The sequence below is a fragment of the Collinsella sp. AM10-26 genome, assembly GCF_003472525.1.
Taxonomy (GTDB): Bacteria; Actinomycetota; Coriobacteriia; order Coriobacteriales; family Coriobacteriaceae; genus Collinsella.
In genome coordinates this window covers 1-5919 of sequence record NZ_QRMC01000006.1, presented here as the reverse complement: position 1 = coordinate 5919, position 5919 = coordinate 1, and the positions used below count along the sequence as shown (strand labels likewise).

Genomic DNA, 5919 nt, shown 5'->3' with positions numbered 1-5919 from the left:
TATTAGCTTGCCAGGCAAGCGTCGACTAAACGTGCAGCGTGCGCGGGCCCTCCCGACGGGAAACGAAAAAGCCCGGTTTAAAACCGGGCTCGAACAAACACGCCTATTGACAATGGCTTTCTCATATTAAAAGGCCCCAACTTGCGTTGGAGCCTCATTCAATGCTCGGGTGGAGACGAGGGGGATCGAACCCCTGACCTCTTGACTGCCAGTCAAGCGCTCTCCCAGCTGAGCTACGCCCCCGTGCGAAGAAGTACTATACGGGAACTCGGACCACGATGCAAGGACAATTTTGGAAAATTTCGCAGTCGCGGCGCGTTCCGCCATCCGCCCAACGGCCGTCTTGCCGGCGCCAGGCCCATTGCCGGGGCCAATCGCGCTCCCGCCGACCCGGCGATTTCAAAACCATGCCGGTTTACGGGGCCAGGCCGGGAACCCCCGAGCATGCCGCAATCGGTAAAATCAAAACCGCAGGTAGACGACTTGTGCATTCCGTGAAATGCAGGGCATGGACGGCCGGTCCGGGTCCAGCCCCGTAATCCGGCATAGTTTTGAGATGACATTAATTCACTAACAGGCAAACTAGGTAGTTCTAGCGCCTTGTCGCCGGCTAATTTCCGATTTCCAACCAGTTGCACAAAACATTTGCTCGCAGTCTCGTCTCGGCGCACTTCATTGCCTCAGTTTTGGCTTTATAGCGAATCCCTAAACGGTCGCAGACACTTCTGACGATGGTGTCTAGCTGCTTTGAATCGTTGAGCATATCGTGAGTCACCAGGAATACATCGAATCCCATGCTCTGCAACGCAGTCATGCGTTCCGCATCGTGGTCAAGTATTGCACCTGAGCCATGAATGACTTCACCTTGGATTTCGATAATTGCCCCTTTCATAAGAATCGGATTTACGATCACGATGTCGCCATAGCAAACCTTTTGACCTGCGATGCTTTGGGCTTCCTCGGATAGAGGGGTTAAATCGTTGAGGTATACGTATCTGAATCCTGAACCACCTAGACGTCGAGAACGACTTAGAAGCAGGACCCCCGCGACCTCGAGTGGAGATGCAGCAATGCCGATAACCTGCTGAGCGGCATCATAAAACTGCTTTCCCCACATTTGACTTTTGACCTTTTCGGCGAATCGATGCAAGTCGCTCAGTTCGATGAGTGGCTTTCTCATCCAAAGCGAAGTACCTTTGAGTTTCGTAACCTCTCTTCCATCCTCGCGATTGTTCGTTTGGCCTTCATTTGCTGGGACCTTTACGGTTGTGCGGGCATAAACTCGTTTCCAAGGAATCTCGTCTTCGCCTTCTCCAAGTTCGAACAGATCCTGCGTGCTGGAATTGCGATTCTCCTTTAACGCGATTTTCAACTGCATTTCGACAGCGGGGGTCGGCTCGAAAACAGAAAACCAGCCGCAAAGTTCGTACATAGCCAGTACGAGATCTATTTGGGACACAAATCGTGTCATAGTAAATAACGTGTTAAGCGGATTGGTGACGCTAAAGCCTAAATGAGTGTCGGTTGTTGTGCCGGTATCCGAAGCCCCTTCCCAGCGAATAGTGGAGCGCAATCCTGAGTGGTGATTACAACAACCTGGCGAAGCAACGGCGATAATCGGGGTCTTGAGGACATCGGTTACGAAAGGGGCTTGGGATAGGGCCCGCCAGCCGTCATCGGAGCTGGGTAGGCGCGGGTAGAGGTCATGCACCTGCGGTGGGCAGCGCCAGTAGCGGAATGCGGTGTTTGCGCAGACGATTTCGTCCATGTGGCCTCCCCTGGTTTCGACCGTAGGCCGTGCGGATTGCGGGCATGGCCGATTATCTACCGGGGCATCATGCGGGTAAGTACGGGAAGCAAACCAAATGCTGACAAAAGCATGCCGAGTTCCGCCGAAAAACCGTCGTGTGATAGAAAACCGCTGGAAGGAGCTTTGGGCATGTGGTCCCTGTCTCCACATTTGCGCGCGGATCACATGGGGAATTCAATGAAAATACGCATGCGTTTTATACAAAACATGCAATGGCGTCAGCAAAAAGGGTGCGAAAAAAATGACGCCTTATACGACTACGATTCGTTTTGGAATCACCCTTGGTGTCAAAAAGAAAAAGGCCAGAGGCTTAACACCTCTGACCTGTACTTTAGATGGTGGGCGATACAAGATTCGAACTTGTGACCCCATCCGTGTGAAGGATATGCTCTACCCCTGAGCCAATCGCCCGTCGCCTTTCGGCAAAAGAGATACTAACATAGCCGTGCGTGGTTTACCAAGAACTTTTTGCTTCCGATTTTAAATTCGCGGGCGCAAACCGCGCCACAGCAATCAGGGCAGCCGACAAACCCCCAGCTAAACCACCCTTTATCGCTTGATCCACGAGGTCTCTGGGCGGCAGATAAGTCGTGCGTTGTTGTAGGCCATGTCGAGCGTGAGGCAGGTGCGCGCTGCGTAGAAACCGTCCTCGCGTTGGATGGTCAGCGCCAGCTCGGGCTTGTCGCCAGTTAGGCACAGCGGTAGAAGCAGCTGAATTCGGCCGCCGTAGAACTGCGGCACCGCGAGCGTGTAGTTGGCGGCGGCGCGGCGGGCGGCCTCGACGACGGCTCCCTCAAAGGCACGGCGCAGCAGCAGCGAGTTGCCCTCCCCCATCAGGCTGGCGGGAATGCGCGTAAGGTTTTCCTCGTCGCCCAGAATGTGGTCGATGTTGGAGCGGATGGGAAGGCGGTAGTCAAAGACCAGCTCGGAGGGGTCCTCGGCAAAGCGCACGCGGCACGGCAGGTACTCAAACGAGACCAGCATGGGGTCGCTCTCCTTAAAGAAGCCCTTCAAAAACCAGTGCTGGCGCGCGTCGGGCTTGGTGTTGGGCTCAAACAGGCCGTAGATGGTCTCGTAGCGGCGCGTGTACAGGCCGGTGTTGAACAGGCATCGGTCGTCGTCGAACACCAGCGGCAGGTTGGACGGCACGGTCTGGTCCACGTCGCGCTCGGTCAAAAATACCGCGCGGCTAAACGAAAACGACAGGTAGTTCTTGAGAATGCGGTTGCAGGGACCCCAGTCCTCGGGATCGGCGAGGTCGGCCAAGCGCTCGTAACAGGGCTCGGGGCAAAACGCAAAGTCGTATACATTGCTGCACAGGGTGTTGGGGATCTCCATGTGGCTTCCAATCAAGATAATGACAGGCGTGTGGATGCTTTGATTCTATACGTGCGAAGCATCGTCGGAGATCACGATGCAATGGCACCTCAGCTCGTTGGCTAGATCGTCGAGCGTGCGGCGTCTAGCAACGAGGTCCTGGATCCAGGCGTAGTACTGGTTGTCTTTGGGTTCCGGGCTGTCGGACAGCACGACCGGAGTGCCGGCGAACCTTAGGACGGACAACGCAAAGACAAGGCTGGTTCGTTTGTTGCCGTCCTCGAAGATGTGGTCCTTGACCATGTGCTCGGCCACGTAGGCAACCTGGTCAAAGATGTCCGTGAAACGATCGGCTGGCGATTGGCCGAATATCGTGCAGAACGCGCCCGCAAGCACGGACTCGATGCGTCCGAGCTCGAGCGTAGCCCTGTCGCCCGCGGCATCGGTTTTATAGCAGCGTCCGATTGTTAGCAGCTTACTGTGAAGGCGCATGACGGCGCCGGCCATGGCTTCGAGCGATCCGGCATCATCGAGCACAAGCGGCGCAACAGGAATCGCCCGCCCGTCGACATCGGCAATCATGAGTTTTCCAAAAGACTGAGCGCGTTGGGCATGGACGCTTTGGTTGCCTCAACTGCATGGTCGATTGACATAATGCCGTCAAGTGAAATAGCCGAAGCGGAATCTGCCTCGTGCGCAACTGAAGGATCTTCCTGGCCAGCACAATCAGCACCGTCATCAACTTGAACGTAGTTCCAAGGCATGTCCGCCTCCTTTAAATAGATACGCCTCGCGGACGTCGTGGCGAGGTAACACGCGAGAGCCGACAGCGGATATGTCGACAAGCGTAATCATGGCTCAATTGCGGTTTAGCAATAGAATGTCAGGGAATCATCACCAAAGGTTTCGCGCCACTTGTCACAAATGTACCGATGGTTCATGGTGATTAGTTTTGAAAGATCCCTGAGATCCTTAGCCGGAATCTTGCTCTCGTTGTTCGCAACTGTGCATCCGCCATTTTTAGTGAGCCAAAACTTAGTCGAATTAGCTGCCGCCCTCTTTACCCCTACATGGATGTGAACGGGTTCTCCGTTTTCCGCAATCCAAAAGAACAGAACATACTGTCCAAAAACAAGAATTCGAGGCATTATGCCACCGCCGGTCCAGCTTTTTGCCGTTCTGCAAGCTCGAAGATAAACGGAGCGTTTGATCTAACGAACTCGGTCAAAAAATCCAGATCGTCAGTAGAAAATCCTTCGACGTTAAACCATTTGACCGCAGGTAGAAAGCATTCTGCATGGTCAAAACCAAAATCAACCGGGCGCTCGACGGCTACGCGAACGGTCCCATCGTCTCGTGTTTCTGAGTAGGCAAACTGAGTGCCGTCATCTAGCTGAACATAGCTCCAAAGCATTGCTGCCTCCTTAGTGTTTATATCCAAGTATAAACAGCCGCTTAGATGCAACGTGATGCGAATTGAATTATTCCCATAAGACCTGAACTGCTGATTATTTGATTTGTTGAGTTTTGAGCTATCTCACACTTCAGTGTCTTTTTGGCATGAAAAACTGTCATTGTGCGATGGTCGGGCTTTATGTCAAGGATCGTACTCAGATTCAAGTGCTTGCCTGCTACTCAGATTCAAGCGCCCGCATGCTTAACTACTTGCAGGCGCTTGAATCCTATAGATTACCCAAATGCTGCTCAACAGCCTCCATGCCAACCTCCGCATATTTTAGGAGGCCTTGTATATCGTTGTAGTTCTTGGGCAATCGATCTTTTTCAATACCAGTAATTTTGGCAAATAATTCGATTGTCAGATCGAGTGCGAAGTCGATTAGTTTTTGAATTTCGCCGTAAGTTAAAGGAAGTCGCCTAACAAGCTCATCATATTTCAGTGCTTCCATGTCGCTATGGGCGAAAACCTTATTTCGCTGATCGCGAAGCATGTCACTTAGTTTACGGAGACTGTTGAGTCGTTTTTTCCATAAATTGGAAAGGTCATGAGTGGTTATACACACAGTAACCATTCTGTAATGGTTTCCGAACAGTTTTTCATATGAGCGTTGAGACTCAACTTCCTTGGGGTAAAAACGCTCCTCGTCCTCTGCCAATGGGTGAACGATTGGATTAAGCCTGTCAAAGTTTGGTCGATCACCGAATATAGAGATTGCAAGTGCGTCGATTTCAGCAGAATGAGACTTGACGTCTTCTATCAAGTTCCTAATACTGACTTCGCTTTTGGCATCAAATAACCGTGCGCAATTCATGAAACATGATTCGGTTAATGCAAGTTGTGTAAAGCTGAAGAAGCAGCCAGCGCAAATTACTTCATTCTCATAGTCAGAAGATGCTTTAGACAGTTCGCGAAGGATTGCTAGTTCCGTATTGGCATAAAATGCCTCGTTGTACAGATAGCTGCAACGCTCGAACAGCTCAAGAAGGCCGGCGTCTAATTCTTTCTTGGCAGCGTCAACTGTATGGTCCAATTCGTGGTTCATGTTAGAAAAATCCTGAGCAATTGTCGTAATAAACTATTCTACTAATGTGTCGTTAAGAATATAGCCTTCTACATAGCCTATCGAAATGGGTGCTTTAGCAGCGATATGCGGCGACCAGGAGCATTGTTCCCAGCACGAACAGCAATGTGGACACGGCTATCCAATGGCTGTCGCCGGTCTTTGGGAGTGCCGCAGTTGTTGCGGTGGCAGCCTTGGGTTTGGGGACTTTGGCGACCGCGGTCTTGGTTACTGTCGTTGTTGTCTTGGTTGTCGCGGCCGCGGGTTTCAGCG

General features: G+C 52.1%; 8 protein-coding genes and 2 tRNA genes. All 10 read right to left on the bottom strand.

Going from position 1 to position 5919, the window contains the following annotated elements:
• Nucleotides 1–170: 170 nt before the first annotated feature.
• Nucleotides 171–243, bottom strand: a tRNA-Ala gene (locus DW123_RS06300).
• 367 nt (nucleotides 244–610) lie between these two features.
• A complete protein-coding gene (locus tag DW123_RS06295; RefSeq protein ID WP_118273378.1) occupies nucleotides 611–1768 on the bottom strand; it encodes a hypothetical protein in 1158 nt (385 codons plus the stop codon).
• A 378-nt stretch (nucleotides 1769–2146) separates the two neighbouring features.
• Nucleotides 2147–2221 (bottom strand) — tRNA-Val (locus DW123_RS06285).
• Between the two features lie 138 nt (nucleotides 2222–2359).
• Nucleotides 2360–3148, bottom strand: coding sequence for a DUF3825 domain-containing protein (locus DW123_RS06280; RefSeq protein ID WP_118273379.1), 789 nt, complete (start codon nucleotides 3146–3148; stop codon nucleotides 2360–2362).
• Between the two features lie 45 nt (nucleotides 3149–3193).
• Entirely contained in the window at nucleotides 3194–3709 is a 516-nt protein-coding gene (locus DW123_RS06275; RefSeq protein WP_117762966.1) for a type II toxin-antitoxin system death-on-curing family toxin, read from the bottom strand.
• Nucleotides 3706–3891, bottom strand: a complete 186-nt coding sequence (locus tag DW123_RS06270; protein ID WP_118273380.1) for a hypothetical protein — start codon at nucleotides 3889–3891, stop codon at nucleotides 3706–3708. Before DW123_RS06270 ends, DW123_RS06275 begins: the two co-directional genes overlap by 4 nt.
• 105 nt (nucleotides 3892–3996) lie before the next feature.
• A complete protein-coding gene (locus DW123_RS09870; protein WP_117747084.1) occupies nucleotides 3997–4275 on the bottom strand; it encodes a DUF4160 domain-containing protein in 279 nt (92 codons plus the stop codon).
• Entirely contained in the window at nucleotides 4275–4541 is a 267-nt protein-coding gene (locus DW123_RS06260; RefSeq protein ID WP_117762964.1) for a hypothetical protein, read from the bottom strand. The genes DW123_RS09870 and DW123_RS06260 overlap by 1 nt, the downstream gene beginning before the upstream one ends.
• Before the next feature lie 268 nt (nucleotides 4542–4809).
• Complete coding sequence (locus tag DW123_RS06255) at nucleotides 4810–5628, bottom strand: hypothetical protein (protein ID WP_118273381.1); 819 nt, start codon at nucleotides 5626–5628, stop codon at nucleotides 4810–4812.
• 94 nt (nucleotides 5629–5722) lie between these two features.
• The coding region (locus DW123_RS09765; protein ID WP_233540142.1) for a hypothetical protein at nucleotides 5723–5919 on the bottom strand (197 nt) is incomplete at its 5' end.